The organism is Pleomorphochaeta sp. DL1XJH-081 (assembly GCF_049310885.1).
GTDB lineage: Bacteria > Spirochaetota > Spirochaetia > Sphaerochaetales > Sphaerochaetaceae > CAYZJV01.
Map to the genome: position 1 here is coordinate 458,957 of NZ_JBMDYO010000002.1, position 24,140 is coordinate 483,096.

Below are 24,140 nucleotides of genomic sequence, written 5' to 3' on the forward strand. Positions count from 1 at the left end.
ACCACTGAAAAAAACGATATACAAGGAGGGGTCACATGAAAAATGACACCAGCAATGCAAGGATGCAGTTCCTGATGGCGAGTACTGGTTCCGTGTTTGAAAAAGCAGATTACCAGGCCCTGTCCGATCAAATAGAAGTGCATAAGTATCTGATCAACCAAGACATCCCCTGGACAATCTCCTGGGATGAGGCGGCATTCTCTTGGATGGAAAACGTATTCCATCCTATCATGCAGGTTGTGGACATGTGGGAAGTCCAAGCGGCGTTCCCAACCAAAACCCGCGCAATACTGTTCTTCGAGATTTCAAACCACTGGTATTACCTGTTGGAGAAGAACCCTGGAGTATCAGCCCACTTCGCTGCGCTTGAATATGCAGCGACATACGGGAAGGGACTGGCAAAACTAGTCTCCAGACTCCAGTTACCACGAACTGCAGCCTAAACACACTGCAGCCAAGGAAAAAGAAGCTGTCGACTAGGTCAAAGATGACCGAAGCGGCAGCTTCTCTCTTTTTACCGTGATCTTGTCACCGAACATGTTTGCCAATGTATGTGATACTAAGACATCATTTCGGGGAGGAACTCATGGTCAACCCATCATCCAGACGTACTCCGGGATTAATTTCCGGTCTCTACATCATCACTCTGCTCTACTTCGCGTTAGGTTTTGTCTCCATATACTCAGCATTGACAGCAATTCTCTGCATGACCATTCCATTCATACTGCTGGCAAAGCATGAGAAAAAAGTGTGGTGCCACCACTACTGCCCTAGAGCTTCACTGATCGATCTTGTGGGAATTAAAAGGAACCGCTGGAAAAAGTTGCCCCAGATCTTCACCGATGGATTTTTAAGAAAATTATTACTATGGTATTTCGGTTTGAATCTCCTGTTCATTACAGGAAGTACTATCCAGATTGCCATGGGGAATATGCCGGCAATGCCCTATATACGCCTATTCATCGCAATTCCCCTCTTCCCCCTACCACAGCTGGTACAGCTCGAGGGTCCCGACTGGCTGATACACCTCTCCTATAGACTCTATTCAATGATGTTCAGTTCAACTATCCTGGGAATTGCCTTTGCTCGTATATGGCGATCCCGCGCATGGTGTGCAGTCTGTCCGGTAGGAAACCTATCAAACAAACTGACACCACCGGGAAATTGATCAGTGATTTTCAATATCCTGATCTTCGCGTTTCTTGGGCTACTAGAGGGCTAGCTTGAGAATCTTCTCTACATCGTCGGCCTTCAATTTCCTGAAGTTACCAACGGAATCTCTTCCGATCATGGCGCTTTCGGCCATTTTACGTACTCTCTCATTACCGATTCCGGCATCGCTGAGTCGTACGGGAAGTCCGAGAGCACGGTAGAATGCCTCCAAACGATCTATGGCGGCCTCAACTATGGCATCCTTATCATCGAAGGTAAGACTGATATCCCATACCCTCAGAGCGTACTGGACGAAACGATCGATATTGTCACGATAGACATACTTCATCCAGGCAGGGAATACGATAGCCAAACCTGCGCCGTGGGCAATATCGTACTGACCACTGATCTCATGCTCTATATCGTGGCTTGCCCAATCGCCGACCCTACCTCTGTCGAGCTGATTGTTGTGGGCAAGTGTTCCCGTCCACATGAGCTCAGCACGATACCTATAGTCGTTCGGATGCTTGAGAGCCATCAATGAGTAGGCGATCACGTTACGCATCGCACTCTCCAACATCTTGTCGGAAAGGTCGTTGTGTTTCTCCATGGTGAAGTACCGCTCTTGCAGGTGTGCTAGAATATCTGCTGCACCACACGCTGTCTGATAGGCCGGCAAGGTATAGTTGGTTTCGGGATCCATGACCGCGAACTTGGGAATAATGGTCTCGCTATTGACAGCACGCTTGAGATTGTTCTCCCAATCGGTAACCACCGTACCTGTGGAGCTCTCCGACCCCGCTGCCGGAATGGTGAGCACAACGCCCAAGGGCAACGATTTTCTAACCACACAGTCACCCTTCATATAGTAGTCATCCCACACATCCTCATTATCGGGGAGTACGGTACCGAAACCGATCGCTTTCGCGGAATCGATCACGCTTCCACCACCGACGGCAAGGATGAAATCGATCTTCTCTTTCTTGCAGAGCGCTATACCTTCACGCACCAGCGACAATCGCGGATTAGGAACGACTCCACCCAATTCCACCACATCTAATTTGGCAGCCTTGAGTGATTCTACCACCTGGCTATAGACACCATTCTTCTTGATCGAGCCGCCACCGTAGTGGAGCAATACACGCTTTCCATAGCCTTTCGCCAGTTCACCGACTTGTCCGATAGTACCTTTTCCAAACACGATCCGTGTCGGATTATAATATGAAAAATTCAACATATCTTTGATCCTCCTTGATGTAAATCATTCCATTTCCAACGATGCAGAACATCGATGGTTCCACATTACCTAGTTATTCTTGAGAGACGGTACAGAGTCCTGTTTGCGTAGTGCCCTAGACAATGCCTGTACTACCAGATCATGATCGTCTTCTTGCTTCAAGCCCGATACCGCCATAGTCCCGATCAGCCCAGTACCACGCAAGAAAATGGGAAAACTTCCTCCATGAAAAGCATAATCGGCTTCATCGACATAATGTTTCTCTGCGGCCGATACGTTCTCATGGACTAAACGACGACCAAGATAATAGCTTGAATGACCAAAGCGCATAACAGATCGACTTTTTCGTTCAATCCATTTTTCATTGTCGACCTCAGCACCATTGGATGACCAATGGAAGAGACAACGGGCACCTACTGAAATATCCACGGCGATGGGTAGGCCCTCTTTCCGTGCTTTCTGTACAACCCAAGATCCAATCTTCCAAGCGACTTCGGAATCGAAGCGATTGAAATGCAACTCCTTCTCTTGTTGCAACAAAATCCCAAGCATTTCTTCCATACCTGCACCTCGATACAATTCTTATGATATATTACGATTATACCACAAGAGATCGATAACGACCACCTCATCCTATCTCCAGGGCTTTGTCCTATCCTTTCAAAACCCATCCACACGTGTATGCTGTTACAAAGCACTAGCATGAAAACGCCTGCCATGGTAGCATGACAAGATACCCGAAAATTCGGATACGGAGTCTTACATGGATATCTCGATCCAGCCCAAACTAACCGAGGGGTTGTACGAAACACCGCTACTACACCAGACTAGTTTCTGGTCCACTGTCAAACATCAGCAAGGAGTTCACTCAAAAGCATTCGACCTCAAGATAAAAGCAAGGGATATTGGTTCTCCTTCAAAAGCCCCCTACCTACTGGACGATATACTCATACTCTTCCAACAAGTTGGGCCGCAGACTACCGTCGGATACATCCCCTACGGCCCTTCGGTGCGACCTGATGATGAGGATATAGGGACTTTCCTTGAAGAATTGAGCGAGACACTCCGTCCCCAACTTCCAAAATCATGCATGTTACTTCGTTACGATCTGCCTTGGGAATCCCCTTGGACAAGAGACCCCGATGAATTTGACGAAAACGGCCAATGGCTTGGCCCACCAGAACCAGGTCTTCAGGAGTTGCGATTGAATTGGGGAACCAATGTGAGGAATCTACACAAGGCCAGCACAGACCTGCTTCCAGCCGACACAATGATGGTCAGCCTTACAGGAAGTCATGAAGAGATCCTAGCCAGTATGAAAGCAAAGACCCGTTACAATATCCGCGTTGCCCAAAGGCACAATGTCCAGATCAGGTGTGGAACCCATCACGATATGGATATCTTCTACGACCTGTATAGCCAGACATGCAGAAGGAACGGTATCAATCTGCATAACAGAACCTTCTTCGAAGCGATGTTCGCTCCCCATACCCGGACCAAACGTCTGCTGGACCGATCGACCGACTTCGACCTCCTTATTGCAGAACACGGAGGGACACCATTAGCTGCTTTGTTCGTAGTCTACTCAAGTATGCGTGCAACCTACCTCTTTGGAGCATCGGCGTCGGAAAACCGCAATCTCATGGGAACCTATGCCCTTCAATGGGAAGCCATGAAGAGAGCCAAAGCTCGCGGTTGTACCGAGTACGACCTTTTCGGTACCGCACCGAACAACGACCCTTCTCATCCCATGCATGGTCTCTATCGTTTCAAGACCGGTTTCGGGGGGCATGAATTGCACCGTATGGGATGTTGGGACTATCCTTTCAGAGTAGAAGAGTACCAGCGTTTCTCATCCCAGGAAATGATCGCAAAAGGGTACCATATCAGGTAAAAACACCCAAATTCACCACTCACCCGTTCGGGTGATTACCCGAATACTCCGCAATGTGGAGAAAATCGCCTCCCTATACGATTTCTGATTCTCAGGAAGATGGCTATCGTCTGAAGTGGAGGATCTCAATGGATAAGCGCACACGCAAGGATCTGATCATCATTTTGGGAGCCATACTACTTGCAGTCCTCTCTCTCAGTACCATAGGGAGATTGACTGTAGACAGTAGTACTGATGCATTTATGCCAAACCAATCTCCAGTTGTAGCAGCAAACAGGGAAATCGAAAATCAATTCGGCAGCATGGATGCCATCATCTTGGGAATTTCGCTTGAATCTGAGTCGGCAGTGAATCAGCGTACTATGGGGCTCCTGGAGAAATTGACTAATCGCATAGCAGAGTTGCCTAGGGTAAAATCGGTGGTTTCGTTGACTAATACGGATCACATGCAAGCAGGAATTGATGGATTCGAAGCCGTCCCACTTTTTACCGGAGTCGATGACGATGCGTTGGCACTTCTCGAACAACGATTGGACCAGTGGCCTGAAGTGTACGATGGAAGTCTGATTTCAACTGATCGCTCCATGGTTGCGATCATCGTACAACCAGAGACCGGTATTCCCCAAGAGAGCCAAGATGCCCTCCTCGACTCCATACGAAGCATTATCCAATCGATACCTCACGATGGAGAGAAATTCTCGATCGTAGGTCTTCCGGTAGTGAAACAACAGATCAATCGTAGCCTGATCAGTGATATGGTTATTCTGGCTCCCATCGTTGGATTATTGATTATACTGGTCCTGTTCTTCTCATTCAGAAGAGTTGCCGGAATCATCCTCCCTCTCGTAGGACTGGTGATATCGGCTGCAATCTCACTTGGGATAATGGCTCTATTCAATATTACCGTAACCTTAGCCACCATGTTGGTACCAGTACTGCTGTTGATAGTTGGAAGTGCCTATGCGATCCATGTCATGAGCCATTTCTATGAAGAAGTGACCCACCTCAACCGTCCGGTAGATGCAGAGCAGACGCGAAGTATCATTAATGAGGTATCGCACCGTAACCGCATACCGATCATCATGGCTGGAGCCACCACGGCAGCAGGGTTTATTGCTCAATTCACTAGCCCGCTTGCCCCATTCAGGACCTTTGGCCTTCTGAGTGCTATTGGCGTGGTATTGTCCCAACTCTCTTCGCTCTACCTCCTACCCGCACTCCTAAGGATCACCTATCGAAAAGGAATAGACCCAATCAAGATCCATGCCGAGCGCGACCAATTGCGAGAGCACAAGAGACATCCGGTTTTTACCCTATTGGAACGTGTATCCACAAAAGGGAAAATCCCCCTCACGATTTTCTCTATCGCTATCCTGGTTGCTACCATATTCCTCGTTCCGACCATAACGACTGGTACCAATATGCTCGATTTCTTCAATCCCTCAAGCCCTCTGGTCATGGACGCGAAACAGTTCAACAAATCAATGAACGGAAGTGGCATACTCACGGTCAAGATAGATGGAAAGAAGAGCTCTGCCATTCTTGATCCCTCATTTTTGGTTTCACTTGATGAGTTCGCCAGTGAGATGGGATCTTTGGAGGCCGTCGGCATGGTCCAGACCATCACACCCTACATAAAACGGTTGAACATGATCATGAACCAGGATACACCCCCCTATGCGAAAGAAGCCCAGGAGGAGGTAGATTTCGATTTCTTCGGTGGTTCCTTCGGTTTTTCCGAAGATTCTGTCGAAGAGGAGGCTGTGCCTGTGGTGGAAGCCGGCTCTTGGGATAAGGAGACTTATAACGAAATTCCCGTGGAACCGGCCAAGTATGGCTGGGAGACTAAGGAGGATCTGCAACGGCTGATAGCGCAATATCTTCTCCTCTATGCCGGGAACCTCGATAATTTCATCAACGATGAACTCGAACCAAGTGCAACGTTGGTTACCATACAACTGAAACAGACCGACAACCAGAGCCTCCGTAGCGCCAATAGCGCGATCTCCAACTATTGGGACGAACATCTTCCCGAAGGCTACAGTTATACGATAAGTGGAGGAGAGGCTATCAGCTTAGCCCTTACCGATCTTGTAACCAAATCTCAAGTCTATTCCCTCATAGGTGCGCTAGCAATTGTATGGCTTTTGGTAAGTCTGATTTTTCGCTCTCCGATCGCTGGGATCGTAGGACTCATTCCGGTTGCATTCGCTCTTCTTGGAATCTTCAGTTTTATGGCGATCCTCGACATTCCACTTGATGTGATCACCAGTCTTCTGGCGGCATTGGCAATCGGAATCGGTGTCGATTATGCGATCCATTTCCTCAGTGCATGCCAGAGACAAGCATGTAGCACCGATTCGAAAAACGGCGGGCTTAGAATAGTTATGAATACTACCGGTCGAGCCATCGTGATTAATGCGGCATCTGTAACAATCGGATTTTCCGGTCTCATTTTCAGTAGATTCGTCCCCATCCAACAGATGGGTATATTGTTCTGCGTTTCAATGATCTTTTCAGCGCTATCGAGTCTTACCGTTCTACCCATGGTCCTACAGACCATAAAACCAAAATTTCTCACCAAACAAAGGAGGGTTTCCCTATGAGACATATAAGACGTACAACCCTAGTGGTCCTACTGGTACTTTCATTCGTTCCAACGCTGCTCATTGCAGAGGAGAGTGGTCCAACGATCATGCAACGGGTTATGGATACGCAATCTGCCGATAGCTCTGCTATGGATATCAGACTCACACTGATCGAACCGACTGGAGAGAACCGTGAGAGAAGGATTCAAACGCTCACCATGACAGAGGACGGTCTTACCAATACGATCACCGTATTTTTATCCCCGGCGAGTGTGAAGAATACACGATTTCTCACCCGCCAGCGCCCCGATGGATCGGATGACCAATGGATATTTCTGCCTGCTCTTGGGAGGATAAAAAGGATAGCCGCAAGTGAAGGTGGTGGCTCATTCATGGGAAGTGACTTCACCTACGCCGATATGGCCTCCACCACCTACGATACCGATGAGGCGATCCATACCCTGTTAAGAAGCGAGTATATCGATGGCCGCGATTCGTATGTCATCGAATCGATTCCGACTACCACCAGTGATTATGGGAAAACAGTAATCTGGGTAGACAAGCAGACCAACCTACCCTTGCAGGTCGAGTTCTACGATAAGGAGAAGTCGAGTGTCATAAAAATCCTGAAGACCGACGATATTGCCTATACTGAAGGGAGATGGATCACCAAGAGTATCACCATGACCACACTCTCCAGTGGGCACAGCACGAAAATAGAAATTCTTCAGGCAAAGTACGACATCCCCATGAAAAGCGGATATTTCACCACCGCATTCCTTGAAACCGGGAGGGTAATATGAGAAAGCGGACCATAGTTGTTCTGAGCATCATCCTCATTGCCGTATCGCCGATCATGGCATTCGATGGATTTACCGATATCTTTGGGGAAGAACCTGTAGTGGAGAGTGCAATCGAAACGACAAATCCCTTAACAATCGCAGGAACAGTTGGATTCAGCATAGAGGCCTTTCGTGGTGACGATGAACCTTTCAAAGGTGAGACTACCATCGGAGGGGGCTTGGATCTCGATCTTTCGTGGAATGGCAGTATCGTGGATGCCCGTACCACATTGGCATTGCATCCAGCGCCCGATGCATCTATGGAATGGATTGATATCTTCACCGGCTTATCGCTTACAGCATTTTATGATGGGGGATACGTAGAGGCCGGATTACTGAAGAAGGAATGGGGCTCCGCCGATGGTGTACACGTCGTGGATGTCTTGAATGCTCCCGATTATCGTAATGGAATCGTAGACGATACCAATGCCATGAAGATGGCAGAACCGATGGTAAGTACCACGAGAACCTGGGGCGACACATCTCTCGAGGTGGTCTACAAACCCATGCTGATTCCCATGGTAGCAGCCGACGAGCCAGATGACCGTTGGTTCATGATGTCGGAGGCCCAGTACAATGCATTGAAAACACTGTTTGGCGGGGTTAATCCCGAAATTATCCAACCTTCTCCTGAAGAATTGGGAAAGCTTACCAATTGGCAAATCGGCGGACGTCTGAAAAGTATCGTCGGGCCTGCCGATCTCGGTTTGATTTACTATAATGGATTCTTGTATCAACCAAGCTATAGAATTGTCGCACCACCGGAAATAGAATTGGAATTCACTAGGGCTCAACTTTTTGGTGCGGAAGCTACCATGGTTGCAGGTCCGTTTACCTTCATGGTTGAGGGCGGGTTTTGGCTCTCCGAGGATCATGACGGTACCGATCCATATACATACAACAGCAAGGCAGTCTACCTTGGAGGAATCGGCTTCATGATTCCGGGGCTCGGTGCCTATACCAGTGTGACCTACCATGGCCATTATGTGCTCGATTTCCAAGAAGTGCCTGGCGATGCCGATTTTTCACAAGCTTCGCAATCTAGTAACGGAAAACCCTACATGAATACCATCACGGCTGCACTGGAACTTCCTCTTGCTAGGGAGAAGGTGACCGTCAGATTGGCAGGCACCTACCAACTGGAGACTGGTGGTTATGCAGTATTACCATCGGTGACTTGGAATGTAACCGACGACTTCATCTTCAATGCAACGGGAAGATTGTTCGGAGCCTTAGGGCCGAGTGCCGATAGTCTGTTCGCCACATGGGCAAAGAATGATGCCCTTAAACTCGGTATCTCATATGTATTCTAGAAGTAGGAGGACGTAACGTGGAAACCGGCAGACTGAGGAGTATCCTTCTGGTTGCCGGAATCTGCTTGACCGCATTGCTTCCACTTTTTGCTCAGACACCAGAGAAGGCCATCGGATTCTGGAAAACCATAGATGATAAGGAGGGATTCACCACCTCTATCATGGCTGTCTATACCTATGAAGAAGAACTCTTTGGGAGGATAATAGTCAGCTTCGATGAAGAAACCGGGACACTATTGGAGACCCACAATAATCCTATCCAACGGATAAAGACCATACCAGAGCAACCAAAACTTCTGGAGATCGATCTCTTTTGGAGACTTAAACGGGACGAAAAACGCTGGAAAGGAGGGAAAATTATCGACCCCCGATCGGGAAAGACCTTCACCTGTGACTGTTGGGTAGATGATGGGAAATTAATCATCCGGGGAAAAGTGGGTCCTTTCGGTCTCAATTCAGTCTTCCTAAAAGCTACCACAACAGATTTTCCGACAGGATACAGCGCTCCTGAAATTGACTCGATGATGCCTAATATTCCTCGTCTTTAGGAAAAAACCCAAGGTTATAGGTTAATTCCGTTTGCGGAAGATTGAGCTTATGGTAGACTCAAAGCAACTTCCGATACGAGGAGATGCTTAACGTGTTCATCATAGGCGATATTCTCTTGTTCGCAACCACTGCACTCGTTCTTTCGATCACCTGTCTATGCATCCTCCTCCATGTACGTGCTAGGGATGCTTTTACTATGGAGTTCCTTACCGTACTGTTCCCTCTTTGTCTGCAGATCTGTATCACGATGCTGGTTACCTATATCCATCGGGTCTATCCTGCAGAGGTCTTTGCGTAGGTTTTGATACAATGGTTTAGGGGTACTAAAGGCGAAAAAACCCTCTAGAATGCGTTATTTTGAGGTTTTCATACCATCTTGGCAATTTTAGGAGAGCGCTTTTCAGCGAGGAAAGACTCGTCGAATCAGGGGTTAGTGTATTTTGAAACCATCGGATACGTACACATAGGAAAGTACTTTTTGTGTATCCAATGTTTTTGAGTCAAATCCGCTCCATCTCCGTGACCTTTGATCGACCTACAGTAACATTCAAGGATAAAGCTGATTCCGTGTAGTAAAATGATTTTAGTATTTTCGTTATTGACTTTATATTGAAGTGTTTTCGGAATCACTAAATCCGAAAAGTGTTTATATTAGCTGTTTCCATGCTGGGATAAGTAGAGTTGGGGTGGACTCAGAAAACAAGACCAAGACAAACGGTTCATCTAATCTCGTTTTTCCCAGAGCAATTAGGGCATTTAATTAATATGGTACCAACATTCTTCAAATGTTCCCTAACAGCTTCATTCAGGGAAAATTTAGTATTGCAATGTTTACAAGTATAGTATTGCATATGGTCTATGCACTCTTTTAAGTTTTCCTGTTTTTTTGATAATGGTTGAAATGTTTTTGAGGAATGGTCACGCTTGTAGAATTGGCTGGGAATAGTGACCGAAAATTTATGTCCACATTTATCACAACATAACCATGTTTTCTGATTTTTGTTGGGTAAATCTCTAGTATTAATAAAAAAAATTTTCTCACAGTAAGGACATTTTAGGGTATATTGGTTGTTCCTTTGTGTACTCGTTTGTGAATTTTCAAGATTATTGGTTATTTCTTTAGGATTTGTACCTATTGCTTGGGATTTTTGATTATCTGCTTGTTTTTTCAAATCCGAAAAGTCTAGCCTAATAGGTTTAACTGTATCTAGTTCTTCAAATTTAATATCATAGTGAGGATTGATTTCAGTATCGATATCAATAATCTCACCTTTTCCAAAAACCGGATGATACACCATATCTCTAATTTCGAAAACTTGAGTGTCATTGTTATAAGTATTGTTCTGTGCATCAAATTGGCTAATCATGGATTTAGCCTGAGTAATTATCTCATTATCCATTTCCCCTTCATAGTCTAATAATTCTTTTTTAATTTCCAAAAGGAATCTGGAAGGATATTTTATACCTGTTTGATTACTAAACCCCTCACTTTCTGTTAGGTATAATGCCCTTTCGGCTCGTGTCATAGCAACATATGCTAATCTTCTTTCCTCCTCTAAAGCTTTGTTCTTTCTTTCTCTGAGAGAACGGTGGTTAGGGATAACACCTTCGGACATCCCCACGACAAAAACAGCTTTGAATTCGAGCCCCTTTGCTTGGTGTATGGTCATGAGCTTGATATAATTCTTGTCATTCTTGTAGTCAATATTTGTGTAAAGGGCAATATCCTGTAAATAGTTGATTAGAGAAATGTTTTCTTCATTGCTATTTTCTTCTTCATAATATTTTATTGATTGAAAAAGTTCATTGATATTCTCTATTCTTTCATCTTCACCATCTAACCTGATTGATTCGAGCAATCTAGTTTTCTCCATTATGGATTGTAAAAGGTCAGAAATCCTTGTAGAGTTAACTCTTCCCTTATGTTCTTCGATGATTTTGATGAATTTGGTTGCCGATGGGTTGTCTAACTCAGACAAATGATTCCTTGTGGCCTCATATAATGTATTACCGTCTTCCTTGGCAAATTCTTTTACCTTATTGATAAATACTTTCCCTAGCCTCCTTTTAGGTGTATTTATAACCCTTAGGAAGGAAATATCATCATTTTGAGCAATCACTTTCAGATAAGAAAGAGCATCCTTAATTTCTCTTCTTTCAAAGAAACGTATACCCCCATAAATTACATAGGGGACCTCCAATTCAATAAGATTTTGTTCAAAAACTCTTGAGATGTAATTTGCTCTGTAAAGAATTGCAATGTCCTTATGTTCATAACCTCTTTCCATAAGTTCAATTATTTTTTTTACGACCCACTTACTTTCTTCAGGCTCAGATTTCGCATGATAGTAGACAATCCTTGAGGTCAAGGGGTTAGTTGTATACATGTTCTTTTCTAATCTGTTTTTGTTCTTTATGATAAGATTATTTGCAACTTTAAGTATTTGATTGGTAGACCTATAATTTTGCTCTAGTGTAAAGGTTTTCAAGGGATTATAATACTTTTCTAAATTTACAAAATAATCAGGATTTGCATATCTCCACTCGTAAATCGACTGGTCAGGGTCACCAACAACAAAAACATTCTGATGGGTACCTGATAAATACCCCAATAGGCTCCATTGCATATTACTATTATCCTGTGTTTCGTCTACCATAATGTAGTGAAATCTGTTACTCCATTTCAGCCTGATATTTTTGTATGTTTTAAAAATATAATCCGTAAAAAAAATGAGGTCTTGGAAGTCTAGAGCAAAATACTTTTTTTGTAATCTGATGTATTCCATAGTTATAGTGGCTTCCAAAGTTGATTCATCTTTGTCTATAACCTGTTGTGTCAAACTTGGAATAATTAATTTTACTATATATGGATAATGAGTCTTGAATTCCCCGATGGCTTTTAAAGCTCGTTTGTATGTAAGATTTGTACTAGTAAGATTTAGATTTTCATAGACCTCCTTCAGAATTGATTTTTGGTCTTCAGTGTCAGCTATTAAGAAACTTTTCGGATAGTTGATTTTATTTATGTCTTCTCTTAAAACTCGTACACAAAGGGCATGGTATGTGCAGATGAAATCATTAAGGGTAGTAAAGTTTAATAATTTTTTAATACGAACTTTCATTTCCCTAGATGCTCGATTAGTAAAAGTAACACAAAGGATATTTGATGGATTAATTCCAAGGTAATCTACGAGATATGCATATCGATTTACAAGTAGACGAGTTTTACCCGAACCTGCACCTGCAACTACTCGTACAAACCCCTCAGTAAATTTCACTGCTTCAATTTGCTTCTCATTGAGGTTATCAAATAGATGAACCTTATTCATCTAGAAAAATCCTCCAATAGGTAAAACACCTCTAATACAACAGTAAAATTATAGCACACAATTTTTGAATAATTTTTGTTGATTTTTGCTTTATTTCATCGATTTGGTATACGTCTTTTCGCCGTCACAAAGAAGGGCACATACCCACCTATGTGTAATTTGGGGATGGTCAGGTACATCGTACCCATACGAGTATCGAATCTTCGAACCCTGAGTGCCCACTGAGGTGTGTGGTTCGTTCTGTACTGTGTTCGCCTTTTTTGGCTCCTACTTTGTTGGCCATCTCAATCTCAATGAACTTTTCGGTGATCAACTGCAGCATGCTCAGCATCGGATCCTCTTCAGTGATAAACGACAGTAGCTTTTTCTCCAGCTCTTTGGTAACATTTGAGTCGGTCATGAGATGTTTGCCCTCCTAGTGTTGTTTGGTTACGTACTAGTATGGGTCTTCTCATGACCATTTTCAATTTCTTTTCAAATTGCGAACTCAAGTATACGTGATCGTCCGATCGGGTTGACGTGTATTTTGAAACCATCGGACATACACACATAGGAAAAGACTTTTTATGTATCCAATTATTGCCAAGATATTTTCAAGGTCTCTAATTATCAAAAACGTTACTTGCACAGTATTGATATGAAAAGGCTATTTACTATATGAATTACGGTTTTACCCCCGCTAGCTATGCAAAATACGGTAACCCACTGCCATGCCTTTTTGACTTCAGGACCTTTTCGTGTTTGTCCTTGGATTGGTTCATGATAAAACAGAATAGGTTCAGATAGTCCTGAAGGTCCTTCCTGATGAATTCTGAGTGGGAGGCAAGGAACAGCTTCAGCATCCTGCAGTGTTGGTTGATTTTGTTCAGTGGATCTCATGTATCAATGGGAAGTTATTAACACTGTTTAAGTAATGGTTTATTATTTGTCCTAATGTTCTCTCTTTAGATCTATCCCGAATTTGAAATACCTAAAGCCAATTTAATAGTTTCAGTTCTTGACCGCAATAACTCTGCATTATCAAAAACAGTTGAAGTGACAACACCCGATTTACTCTCATCGTTCAAATCTTTTTTATAATAGTGTTCTCTAAACTTCTCACCTTCTTCTTTTGTTATCATTCCCTGACTAATCAAATATTCAATCCTCCCCATATCAGTATCTATATATTCATTTCCATCAGGTGCAAGTTTATGTAAAATGTCTTCAATATTATCATCTATAGTGATACTCATGGTATAGTAACTCTCTTTATTGATTGTTTCCTTGCTACTCATAAGTTCTCCTTAATAATTCAATTCCATTAATTCAAGAATAATTTTACGCTCAATATTGATGGTTTTCGGGCTGTACAATCTTCTCCAGATACTGCCCCAGTGTTATCCCATCCTCAGTGACCCAATAATCATTCCCATTGAGACTAGCACCTCCAACAAAACCCGCGGCCGCAGAAGGACTGGTAAATCTAATGTCCTTCGTTAGAACAAACGAACTGTCGATAAAATCTTTATATTTCTCACGTAATCTAATCACCTGTTTAGGAGCACTTTTAGTAATTCCCTCTGCTAACTGACTACCATTCAATACTACAATCCCATCGTCTGTGAGCTTAGCTATAGCTGATGCCTTCTTCCCCTTGGAATGAAAAATTTGATCTTCGATAATACTTTCAAGTCTCCCACCAGCAACTGATTCAAAAACTTTTCGACCGAGTGCTCTCACAACCAACCGGATGAAGTCGATGAAATCTTCCATTTCGTCTTCTTTCTCTTCCGGAAGGCTTCCTTTATGTGGAGACCCTCCATTTGTGACCTTAAAACGATTAGCATCCAGTGCAATTTCATGGAGACGGAATTCAAGGTAGTTTAGCTCTGTGGCACCAAGCGAATTATCGACAGTTGTGAATATGATACTCTCAGTCCAATAATCTATGCTTTTATGGGGTTCAAGTATCCTATGCAGGACCCCCTTTTCGTTTTTCCGGATATCTGCTTGACCGATGTACACAGCATCTTCATCTTTCTCGGTAGTACCAAGAAGAAGATAAACACCACTTCTGTTCAAATTATCAATTTGCTTGCCGACATCTATAAGTGTTCGCGGAACTATGTAAACCACACCAATCCAATTCTTGATGGTGCATTTTGAGATGCCATCTTTGATATAGAGATTAATGTTCTTTCCTCTAGCCATTTATTCTTTCAGCCTCACTACATATTTTAAGCATATCCTATGAATATTCAGCTGAATACCCTAAACTTGTGAACAAATTATCTCATTCCCGAAAACTTATTTCCACTTGCAATTTCCTACATGAACTTAGATATCAATACCTCCTTTGATAATAAACTCCCTCAACAGCCTATCTATTTTGGCATTGACCCTGTACGCCTTGATCTTAGTTTTTTCTAAACTTTCAAAATATTCCCTTGCTTTCGTCCTATCTACGGTACTTATCAAATCTTCAAATCGTCCGTACTCATTAATATTTGTTGCTGTCATGTGGAATTTCATAAGTCTTCTTAACTTTTCTTCATCTAATCCAAACACCAAAGCCAGCCTGTGTATCTGATCATTCTTGATCCTCGCTTGGTATTCAATCACATAATCCCTGAATGATTTTCCAGCCTCAATAGCGACGCTCCCTCTTTGGACATCGTGAAGGAATAAGGCTGCATACTTTTGTTCTTCCTGAGTAAGTGCGGCAAATGACTTGTGAAGGTCATCCAGTGTTTTCTGCTTCTCATTCTCATCGCCTAGGTTGAGAGCTTTTAGATACTTCTCGAAACGTGAATCCATGTATTCCCTATCAATTCTTCCGGTATCAATTTCCGTAAGGTTTCCGTCTATCGGATAGGGAATGTCATCAGGGTTTGTCCCCCCTCCACCATCACCATTGAAAAGTTCTTTGTATCGTTGTGCAAGTATGAGATATTCATTCTCATCGAACGCCATCTTAATAGCTCTCTTATCATCACCCTCGCCGAAGGTATACATGGATTTTTCCCACACGAATCCCTGTACTCTCGCAGCTTCAAGGTAATCATTCAATTTCTTGAAGAGAGATGCAAACTTCGCCTTCTCAGAATTACTGTCAGGGAGCTTTTCGCGATCTGGTATCCTGGCTTGGATGAAAAGATCGGAAATCTCTGCATAAATAGAATTCAACTTCTCCAAATTCTTATCCAGCTTCTCGACGAAAAGATCGAAAGGTCTGTCACCAGAATATAGCTTCACGGCCTTTTCGATACTCTTTTCCATCGTGTGGGGTTTCCGGTAATATCTGATAGTCCCAAAAGGCTTGTCTTGACCGAATATCCGGTTAGACCGAGAAAATGCTTGGATGATATTCTCGTACCTCAACTCCTTGTCAAGGTACATGGTGTTCAACCATTTGGAATCAAATCCCGTAAGCATCTGATCCACAACGATCAAGATGTCAATCAGCTTCTCAGGGGTCCGTTCTATCAACCGATAAGGATCCTTGTGGGCTAGCCTGTTTGCGATATCCTTTTTGAACTTACCATAATTGGAAAGGGTAAAGTCTTGGCCGTATCGAGCATTGTAGTCCTTTATGATCTCAATAAGACCCTCCTCCTTGAATTCAGCCCCCCCGTTATTATCTATCCCAGGATCGAAAAGACAAGTCACTTTCACATATGATTCCGCCGGCTTCAACAGCTTGTAGTAGGTGATTGCCTCGTTTATGCTACTGGTCGCAAAGATCGCATGAAATTTATACCCATGACTTAAGGTTAGCCAATTTTCAAGAATATCTGTGACTACTGCTTTCTGATGTTCGCTGGAAAGGTATTGCGAATGTGGAATGTAGTCCTCGATCCCCTTGATATGTCTTCCGTCCGCAGTTGAATAGCCCACCATGGGAACATCGTTCATGTAATGGTAATAGATCCTGCTTTTCTTTGGATTCATCACCGCCTCAGCTTCCGTTGCTGCTTTTGCTTTATCCAATGCAACGGATTTCCTCAGGTCCTTATCCCTGAACGTAAGGACCTTGTATGGATCAAACCCAAGGACATTCCTATCGCGTATCCCGTCTGCAATACTATATCTGTGAAGTTCATCCCCAAATACTGTAGACGTAGTGCTTTTCTTTTTTTGGTTATCTTCGAGAATCGGAGTCCCTGTAAACCCGAAGAACATTGCCCTAGGAAAGGTTTCCTTTATAGTCAGGAGCATCTCCCCAAAAGTGGAACGATGCGCTTCGTCCACAATGATCACCATCCTCTTGGAGTTTATCTTGGCCAAGTCCCGGGCACCGATTCCATCATCATTGATCCTGCTCATCTTCTGTATCGATGTAACTATGAGCGTGTCAGCGGGATCAGTACTTTTCAATCTCGATATGAGCACATAGGTATCCTCTGTTGCTTGGACATCCTCAGTTTCGTTTGCGAATGCTCGATATTCCTTGAGTGATTGGGTTCCAAGTTCAATCCTGTCCATGAGGAACACTACCTTATCGGCATCCTTGGAGTTGGCTATCAGCTGGGCAGACTTGAAGCTTGTCATGGTCTTCCCGGATCCTGTTGTATGCCAAACGTACCCGCCCCGCATCTCTCTTCCATCCCAGAGGGCTTTCGAGACGCGATCCGAGATCGCGCTAGCTGCATAATACTGGTAGCTCCGCATTACCTTAAGAATGCCGTCGGAGCCATCGGCAACAGTATAGAAGCCAATCAGCTGATGCGCCATCGGTATTGAGAGGAGCGAAGATGCAATATCTTGCCATCCATTGATCGGCTCATTATTGAAATCCGCCCAGTGAAAGTAATAGTCTTTGACAAATTTCCCTTCAGGGCCCGGATTTGCAAAGTAAACCGTCTCGTTCGGCTCCATAGCTACAAATACCTGTATAAGCGAGAAGAGCCCTGAAAAAACTCCCTCGTATGCATACTTTTCAATCTGGTTGTACGCTTGACTGACTGAGATACCGCTCTTCTTCAATTCAATATGGATCACGGGCATCCCGTTAATCAACAACAACAAATCACCCCTGCGATCATTTACGACTGCCTCACGTGAAGGAAGGTCTGGTTGTTGTGCTATTTGATATCTACTTTGTCCAGCTGCAATCTCATTGCGGTCGTATATTTTGAGACTAATTTCCTTTCCAAGATGCTCTATATCATTCGGGTTGTCGCGCTTGATGGAGACGGTCTTGCCATTGATGAAACCATTTAGCTTAAGAGGTGTTCTTAAAGCAACGATTTGTTCCAGTATCTGCTGCATCTCACTATCGGTCAGTGGGTAGCCATTAAGCCTATCACGAATCATATTGTTGCTATTAAGAATACGTCGCCAGTTCTCAACCAGATCTTTCTCAGTTGGATGCTTGATTACTTGATGCTCCCATCCTTTCCGGGAAAGGACTCCTATGAGAGCCTCTTCAAATTCGGATTCCTTGGTGAATACTGTAGTAGCTTGAGGCATATCAATAACCGCCTTTATACAAACATTTTATCGAGCATTGCCTTCTTTACCTTCTTGAGCTTTTCAAGCTTACGCTGATGAAGGGTGATAAGGTTGTCAAGCTTGATAAAAAAATCAGCAATCTTCTTTTGTTCAAATTCTGAGGTAACCCAGAATGGGTATTCTAGCATCTCCTTTATATTTAAAACCCGATTACGACCAGCACCTCCAGGAGAAGACAGCCATAGATGATGGCGGAATCTTTCATCTAGAATTAGCAACTTAAAATATCCAGGCTGCATCCCATCAATGAACTTAAATTGTGGAAATCTATGCGATACAAGCTTTCCGTCATCGTTTTGATCAGTTATTGCTACCGCATGCTCCCAACCGAAAGTAATATTTACTATAAAATTTCCAGCCCCAACCCGATGCATTTGAGCAGTTTCCAATTGCATTCCGGGCTTAACGTAATTGTGAAATGTACCTTTAGCATGGCTTCGGATTCCTAAACGAATGTACCCATCCTTTGGTGTTTCAATGGGATCAGAATAGGGAACTACAATTGTTCCGAACTTACGCTGCTCCCAAGGATCAGTAAATCCAGCAAACCTAATCTCTGGAATGTTCGAGCCGTTTTTCGGGAACAGTTTCTCGAGCATGGATTTCTTTACAGAAACCAGTTTCTCATACTTACGCTGATGAAGGGTGATAAGGTTATCTAGGTTAGAAAAGAACGCACCAATCGTCCTTTGCTCATCTTTGACAGGCAACATTATTTGCATGTTCTTCACCAAGTCAGAATTAAGATTCACTTGGCTTCCAGGTTGCCCAAATTTCTGCCATTTTGGACGGAACATTTCTAACCATTGAAACAAAAATTCACAATCGAATCTTGGATTCTGAAAGATTAAAAATCCATCGTGAACACCCGTCTTAATATAGTTAATAACAGGCTTTCCGACTGTTGCCGCTATGCTCAATAGCAGGTGAGGTTCGATTAGAACGCGGGTCCTCTCTTGCCCCATTTCTGATATACGTTGTTCAAGATAATGAATTCGCCCATCTTGCTGAGTGACATCCGAAATTCGTAGCCATCCAATATCAGATTTATCATCAAACCACTTCGGGTCCTTGATAGGTCGAGGGCTTGCACCACGCACAATATCGGCAATTTCACCCAACTTACGCTGTTCCCAAGCATCATCAAATCCAGCAAATTGAATTGAAGGTTTCCTTGCATTCTCTGACATATCACTCCACCCCCAACAATGACATGAATTCCTCGAGTCCTTTCAGATCATGGTTGCTACCCGTAAGTTCTTTCATCATGGAACCCAAGGAGATTTCAGTTTCATGCAATTCAGTCTCAATTTCCGAGAAGGTCGTCTTGTACTTTTCTGCTAGTGCAACAACCTTTGTGATCAACTCGTCAATGATCGTCTTGGGAATTGAATGTAGGCTAAGCAGGAGTGGTTCGATCCATTTGGCCTCAAGCAATGATCTTGCATCCTCATAAGACAAACCTTCAATTACTTTCTTGGTCTTGTTATGAAGCGCTACAGTCTCCTTCTTTAGTTTTGATTTCAGTTGTTTCTCTTCTGCCATCAACTCATTAACAAGCATGATCTTTGCTTCAAATGAATCTTCTGGAATCAGGATTCCTTTCTTTTTATCAACAAGCAATCCTTTCGTTTCCTTGGCAATCCAGGATGCAACAAAGCCATCCTTCGCATCATTGACTGCTCCGGTTTCTTTTTCTTCTTCGGAGAATGAATCCAAAAGCTCTCCACAGGTTATACCTATCTCAGCAACCCTATCTTCAATCGCACGAAGTTCTTTACATTGCTCCTTCAGCAGGGTCTTCTCAATCAGGTCAAACGGAATCACCCGTCCCCGCCATCCATCCTGGACCTCTTCATCCTTCTTGGAGACCATCCTTGGTTCCACCTTTCTGGATGCATCAAACCCTTCCGTCTGCAGTATCTCCAAGTCTATCGCTATGCTTGTCCATTCATCATCCAACAATTGATAGACATCATATCTGTCGACCAATGGAAGATTTACATGGCGTGCGAAAATATCATCACTGAGAAGCGACTCTTCGTTTGTGATTTTTACACTCTCAAACCCATCAATCAGATCATTTCTGAGCCTATCTCCAAAGTTTTCAAAGGATCTCTTGAAACTCTCGACAAATTCAATAACACTAGGATGAGCCTTCACAGCCTCCCGTATGTCATCCACAGCCAAGGTCTTGAATGGCCCATCAGCCTTGGCAAACAATTTATCCTCAAGTCCGGGAAAAGCTTCCCAATATTCATGCAGGTCTTCGATCTCGTTATCAGGAATGCCCCCAAGCATCAATGAGTAGATATCCCATTTCTCTGATGCCTCGGAAGAGTCGACGTATCTTGGAATGTTCAAATTGTACTCGTTCTGGCGTATCTCTTCCTTGCTAACCAACCTCGCAAACTTGGAGAGACCTTTCCGCTCCATGATGACATCAACAATTTTCTTGATATCGGAAGCCCTGAGCTTATTGTTCTTTCCAACCTTGGTGAATCCTTTGGATGCATCGACGATCAGCACATCGTCCGTATTCCTATTCATTTTCAACACCATGATGATGGTGGGTATTCCTGTCCCAAAGAAAATATTGGCGGGAAGTCCTATGACCGCATCGATATGGTTGTACTCGATGAGATTCTTCCGGATCCTCTCCTCCTCCCCTCCTCGGAACAATACTCCATGGGGCAAGACGATGGTCATGATCCCATCGGGTTTCAAGTGATAGAGATCATGCAAGAGGAAGGCATAGTCTGCCTTGCTCTTGGGAGCAAGACCAAACCGTGCGTACCGGGGATCCGATTCCTTGTTGGTAGGATCCCACGCTTGGGAGTAGGGCGGATTTGAGACCACCGCATCCACATATAGGGGATCGTAGGTATTCACCGGATCGTTGTCCTCAAAATACGGCCAATCTTCTTCAAGCGTATCACCGTTGCGGGTGACAATGTTGTCAGGAAGTATCCCGCGCATGACCATGTTCATCCGTGTGAGGTTGTATGTATTCTCCTTAAGCTCCTGTGCGTAGTACTTGATGCTGTTCTCGTCATCGATATGCCTGGCAACCGATCGCCCGATGTTTATCAAGAGCGATCCAGACCCACTGGTGGGGTCATAGATCTTAATCTCCTTCTTATCCTTGAGGTGATCGGCCACTATCTCCGACATCAATAGCGACACCTCATGAGGAGTATAAAATTCGCCAGCCTTCTTTCCGGCACTGGCGGCGAACATGCTGATGAGGTACTCATAGATGAAGCCAAGGACGTCATAGCTCTGCTTGCCGTCCATGGGAATCACCTTGATCAGCTGGATAAGGTCCCGTATCGCCTTGGTCTGGGTCCCGGAGCTGTCACCAAGTTTGCTCAAGCCGGTCTGCAGAGTATCAAAAATCTTCTCGAACACTTTCTTGTGTGATGGATTGATGTTGCGGTTGAACGCAGAAAGCGCATCCCGGACATTGGAGACATCGAAGTCCTTGCCCATTTCTATCCAGGTTGAGAAGAGATGGTCGTAAGAAATGAAATAGCCTACATTCCGTTGGATAAAATCCACGGTTTCATCGTCATCCTCAGAGAGTGCCGTAATATCCTCTTTATCAAAATGATTGCTTATAAGAAACTTCATTTCCTTATCGGATAAAAATTTGTAGAATATAAAACCGAGGATATAATCCTTATACTCATGGGCTTCAATCTTTGAGCGCATCCGATTTGCAGCTTCCCAAATTCTTGAAGCCAACTGTTGTTTGTTCATCCCAATCCTCCAGTGAAAATCCACCTTATTCAAGACTGTTGTCGATGAGCTGGAACTTACCAACTCAATGACCAAATAGACGTCCTCGCGAAAAGGTTTCTATGTGCATATTTTGTATGTAGGATACCCCTTAGCTCGGGATAATTGCAAGAAAAATTGCCCAAGTACATATTTGATGACCCATTCCCGTTCCCTTACCATGTGTTGGACGCTGAGTTTGAGAGAAAACTGATTGACACCTCCCCTCTTATTCATTACCCTCAAGCCCATGCCCATACTACTTAACGTATGTTTATACTATTTTCCAAAAATCCTATTGACTCTCCACACCATCTTGTACTATCCTCCACCCACCAAGTCTGACGACTAACAGGCTTACAAGGATGACAAGGATTATGAAGAAAACTACCGTGACTTTTGGAGAGTACCTGAAGCACAAACGCGAAGAAAAGCAGATTAGCTTGCGTGAAGTGGCTCGTACTTTGGGAGTATCGGCGCCGTTTCTCAGCGATGTGGAAAACAATCGCCGTGGACCGCTGACTGAGGAACGATTGGCGGATTTGGCCAAGGTGTTGAATCTGAATGAAAAAGAGCAAGCGGAGATGTATGACATCGTCGGTAAGCAAAAGGGGCTGCTCGCACCGGATCTGAATCCGTATGTGACCGAACGGCCGTATGTGAACGCAGCTCTCAGGGCTGCAAGGAATTTGGAAGCGAACGAAGAGGATTGGCAACGATTTGTCGATGATCTGATATCAAGGAAACGCGGGGATAACTGATATAAGATGATAAAATGCGCAAGTAGACTCGACGCCAATGGCATACCACATCTTAGTAAAAATCAGCTGGAAACCTATGGAGAACGAGTGCTGCGTGACTTTTCCCCGGAGGTCCTGCTGAAGGCACAGCCCACGGATATCGACAGGCTTATCACCCACTACATGGGCTTTACCCTGGAATACCAATACCTGTCGCATAATCAAGTGTACCTGGGAATCACGGTGTTCGATGATACGGATCACCTACCCATATATAACCCTGAGCTAAATCAGGCTGAGTTCCTCTCGGTGAAGAAGAACACCATCATCATCGAAGGGACTCTTGCCGACAATCCCAATCTCCTCCATCGCGAGCGGTTCACCGAAGGACATGAGGCATCGCACGGGTTGATCCATCCCGAGTATTATCAGAGGAAGGCCCAGATTGCGAGCTTGCACGATTACTGCGGTGGTATCTACTCAAAACCGACCTTCCCTGATCTCAGCGGTGTGGACACCGACGGCAAACGATTGAAAGGTGAGGCCTGGCTCGAATGGCAGGCCAATTACCTGGCATCGGTGCTCTTGATGCCCCGAAGCTCGGTAAGACTCCTACGAAACCTGATCGAGCCAAATGGTAGTCCGTTCTGGCACCTTGAGCTGATCCAGACGATGGTCGAGGTGTTCAACGTCTCTGAGGAAGCCGCGAGAGTGCGCCTGATCTCACTAAACTACCTTCCCATTTAAGAAACAACCACCGGTGTCCATAGGGTGATCACAGTGATCGCCTACGGACTATGTGTCATAAAGATTCCTGACTGCTTGATTGCAGCAGGTTTCTTTTTCGCTTCTATGTTAGCTTTAATGTTAACACCATACAGCAAGAGGAGTTGCGATGGATATTCCCATGAGGTGCCCCAAATGTGGAAAGCGGGCATTCGACACCACTGGATTTTACCACACACACCAACCGCTTGAGATCTCGCTCAAATGCCCTCAGTGCAGCCAAATTGTGCGAGTTCCGATCGTGCAGGATGGGAGCATGCCCAACAGGAAAGGAGGTAATCGCGTTCACATCATGAACAAGTAACTCAAATGGGGAACACTCTCCCCTGGTATTAAGATACTTTGATAACCCGATACCTTGATAACCCGGTACATACCGAGCAATGGGGCCGCATGGCGAGCCACCGAATAGCCGGATGATCCATAAAACACCT

The 24,140-nt window shown here is 44.3% G+C and carries 19 protein-coding genes; 10 read left to right on the forward strand and 9 right to left on the reverse strand.

Annotated elements, in window-relative coordinates; translation table 11 throughout:
- Positions 1-35: 35 nt before the first annotated feature.
- Entirely contained in the window at positions 36-443 is a 408-nt protein-coding gene (locus ACODJP_RS06405; protein ID WP_422479669.1) for a hypothetical protein, read from the forward strand.
- Between the two features lie 143 nt (positions 444-586).
- Positions 587-1,168, forward strand: a complete 582-nt coding sequence (locus ACODJP_RS06410) for a 4Fe-4S binding protein (RefSeq protein WP_422479671.1) — start codon at positions 587-589, stop codon at positions 1,166-1,168.
- 42 nt (positions 1,169-1,210) lie between these two features.
- Here the strand turns inward: ACODJP_RS06410 and ACODJP_RS06415 are convergent, their stop codons facing one another.
- Both ACODJP_RS06415 and ACODJP_RS06420 read right to left on the reverse strand, forming a co-directional pair.
- Positions 1,211-2,389: an iron-containing alcohol dehydrogenase gene (locus ACODJP_RS06415; RefSeq protein ID WP_422479673.1), complete on the reverse strand. Its 1,179-nt coding sequence runs from the start codon at positions 2,387-2,389 to the stop codon at positions 1,211-1,213.
- Between the two features lie 69 nt (positions 2,390-2,458).
- Positions 2,459-2,950 (reverse strand): heme-degrading domain-containing protein, encoded by a 492-nt coding sequence (locus tag ACODJP_RS06420; protein WP_422479675.1) that lies wholly within the window; start codon positions 2,948-2,950, stop codon positions 2,459-2,461.
- A gap of 202 nt (positions 2,951-3,152) precedes the next feature.
- Here ACODJP_RS06420 and ACODJP_RS06425 point away from each other — a divergent pair, with 202 nt between their 5' ends.
- The 6 genes from ACODJP_RS06425 to ACODJP_RS06450 all read left to right on the forward strand — a co-directional run bounded on the left by ACODJP_RS06425 (position 3,153) and on the right by ACODJP_RS06450 (position 9,873).
- Positions 3,153-4,283: a lipid II:glycine glycyltransferase FemX gene (locus ACODJP_RS06425; RefSeq protein WP_422479677.1), complete on the forward strand. Its 1,131-nt coding sequence runs from the start codon at positions 3,153-3,155 to the stop codon at positions 4,281-4,283.
- 128 nt (positions 4,284-4,411) lie between these two features.
- Positions 4,412-6,889: an efflux RND transporter permease subunit gene (locus tag ACODJP_RS06430; RefSeq protein ID WP_422479679.1), complete on the forward strand. Its 2,478-nt coding sequence runs from the start codon at positions 4,412-4,414 to the stop codon at positions 6,887-6,889.
- Entirely contained in the window at positions 6,886-7,674 is a 789-nt protein-coding gene (locus tag ACODJP_RS06435; RefSeq protein ID WP_422479681.1) for an outer membrane lipoprotein-sorting protein, read from the forward strand. Before ACODJP_RS06430 ends, ACODJP_RS06435 begins: the two co-directional genes overlap by 4 nt.
- Positions 7,671-9,026 (forward strand): hypothetical protein, encoded by a 1,356-nt coding sequence (locus tag ACODJP_RS06440; RefSeq protein ID WP_422479683.1) that lies wholly within the window; start codon positions 7,671-7,673, stop codon positions 9,024-9,026. The genes ACODJP_RS06435 and ACODJP_RS06440 overlap by 4 nt, the downstream gene beginning before the upstream one ends.
- A 17-nt stretch (positions 9,027-9,043) precedes the next feature.
- The gene (locus ACODJP_RS06445) at positions 9,044-9,574 is read left to right on the forward strand and encodes a DUF2147 domain-containing protein (RefSeq protein ID WP_422479685.1); all 531 of its coding nucleotides are present in this window, start codon (positions 9,044-9,046) and stop codon (positions 9,572-9,574) included.
- Between the two features lie 92 nt (positions 9,575-9,666).
- Positions 9,667-9,873, forward strand: a complete 207-nt coding sequence (locus tag ACODJP_RS06450; RefSeq protein ID WP_422479687.1) for a hypothetical protein — start codon at positions 9,667-9,669, stop codon at positions 9,871-9,873.
- A 421-nt stretch (positions 9,874-10,294) separates the two neighbouring features.
- Here the strand turns inward: ACODJP_RS06450 and ACODJP_RS06455 are convergent, their stop codons facing one another.
- The 7 genes from ACODJP_RS06455 to ACODJP_RS06485 form a co-directional block, all read right to left on the reverse strand.
- Entirely contained in the window at positions 10,295-12,904 is a 2,610-nt protein-coding gene (locus ACODJP_RS06455) for an ATP-dependent helicase (RefSeq protein ID WP_422479689.1), read from the reverse strand.
- Positions 12,905-13,073: 169 nt separating this feature from the next.
- Positions 13,074-13,304, reverse strand: coding sequence for a hypothetical protein (locus ACODJP_RS06460; protein ID WP_422479691.1), 231 nt, complete (start codon positions 13,302-13,304; stop codon positions 13,074-13,076).
- 550 nt (positions 13,305-13,854) lie between these two features.
- Positions 13,855-14,181 (reverse strand): hypothetical protein, encoded by a 327-nt coding sequence (locus ACODJP_RS06465; RefSeq protein WP_422479693.1) that lies wholly within the window; start codon positions 14,179-14,181, stop codon positions 13,855-13,857.
- A 49-nt stretch (positions 14,182-14,230) separates the two neighbouring features.
- Complete coding sequence (locus ACODJP_RS06470; RefSeq protein ID WP_422479695.1) at positions 14,231-15,097, reverse strand: GIY-YIG nuclease family protein; 867 nt, start codon at positions 15,095-15,097, stop codon at positions 14,231-14,233.
- A gap of 126 nt (positions 15,098-15,223) precedes the next feature.
- Positions 15,224-18,358: a type I restriction endonuclease subunit R gene (locus tag ACODJP_RS06475; protein ID WP_422479697.1), complete on the reverse strand. Its 3,135-nt coding sequence runs from the start codon at positions 18,356-18,358 to the stop codon at positions 15,224-15,226.
- Positions 18,359-18,372: 14 nt separating this feature from the next.
- On the reverse strand, positions 18,373-19,590 hold the full coding sequence (locus ACODJP_RS06480; protein ID WP_422479699.1) for a restriction endonuclease subunit S: 1,218 nt from the start codon (positions 19,588-19,590) through the stop codon (positions 18,373-18,375).
- Between the two features lies 1 nt (position 19,591).
- Positions 19,592-22,162 (reverse strand): type I restriction-modification system subunit M, encoded by a 2,571-nt coding sequence (locus tag ACODJP_RS06485; protein ID WP_422479701.1) that lies wholly within the window; start codon positions 22,160-22,162, stop codon positions 19,592-19,594.
- A gap of 395 nt (positions 22,163-22,557) precedes the next feature.
- Between ACODJP_RS06485 and ACODJP_RS06490 the strand changes: the two genes are divergently transcribed.
- Together ACODJP_RS06490 and ACODJP_RS06495 are read left to right on the forward strand one after the other, a co-directional pair.
- Positions 22,558-22,941 carry a helix-turn-helix domain-containing protein gene (locus ACODJP_RS06490; RefSeq protein ID WP_422479703.1) on the forward strand — a complete coding sequence of 128 codons (384 nt, stop codon included), beginning with the start codon at positions 22,558-22,560 and terminating at the stop codon, positions 22,939-22,941.
- 87 nt (positions 22,942-23,028) lie between these two features.
- Entirely contained in the window at positions 23,029-23,667 is a 639-nt protein-coding gene (locus tag ACODJP_RS06495; protein ID WP_422479705.1) for an ImmA/IrrE family metallo-endopeptidase, read from the forward strand.
- The last annotated feature ends 473 nt before the right edge of the window (positions 23,668-24,140 follow it).